This is a genomic window from Campylobacter concisus (assembly GCF_002913545.1).
GTDB classification, from domain to species: domain Bacteria; phylum Campylobacterota; class Campylobacteria; order Campylobacterales; family Campylobacteraceae; genus Campylobacter_A; species Campylobacter_A concisus_AV.
Genome location: NZ_PPBR01000106.1, coordinates 1 through 430, shown reverse-complemented (window position 1 = coordinate 430; position 430 = coordinate 1). Strand labels below are relative to the sequence as shown.

Below are 430 nucleotides of genomic sequence, written 5' to 3'. Positions count from 1 at the left end.
TTCATATGTAGGAGAAGAACTAGCTCCGACATAAGTCTCAAGTAGTTCAACGCCTTGGAAATTGAAAAATTCTATACCTTTTTTACCAACAGCTCTTAGTCTGACTTTGACCTTTTTTGCTTTTAGCTCATCAATCATGCGCCTAACTGTCTTTATAGTTTGGACATTAAAGCCACCGCAAAGCCCTTTATCAGCGGTAACAAATATAATATCAACCTTTTCTACACTCTTTGTTGTGTTAAAAAATTTACTCTCAGTCATAACTGAAGCATATTGATTGATCTTATAAGCTATCTCTGATAAAACCTCATTGATCTTAAGAGCGTAAACTCTAGAGTAGCGAGCAGCCTCTTCAGCTTTGCGAAGCTTTGCTGTAGAAACAAGCTTCATCGCACGTGTCGTCTTTTGAGTATTCTGGACGCTCTTAATC

Annotated in this window: 1 protein-coding gene; it reads right to left on the bottom strand. The window is 37.7% G+C overall.

Going from position 1 to position 430, the window contains the following annotated elements:
• Positions 1-429: F0F1 ATP synthase subunit gamma (locus CYP05_RS06990; RefSeq protein WP_258031538.1), on the bottom strand; the 429-nt coding region annotated here is incomplete at its 3' end.
• Position 430 lies beyond the last annotated feature (1 nt).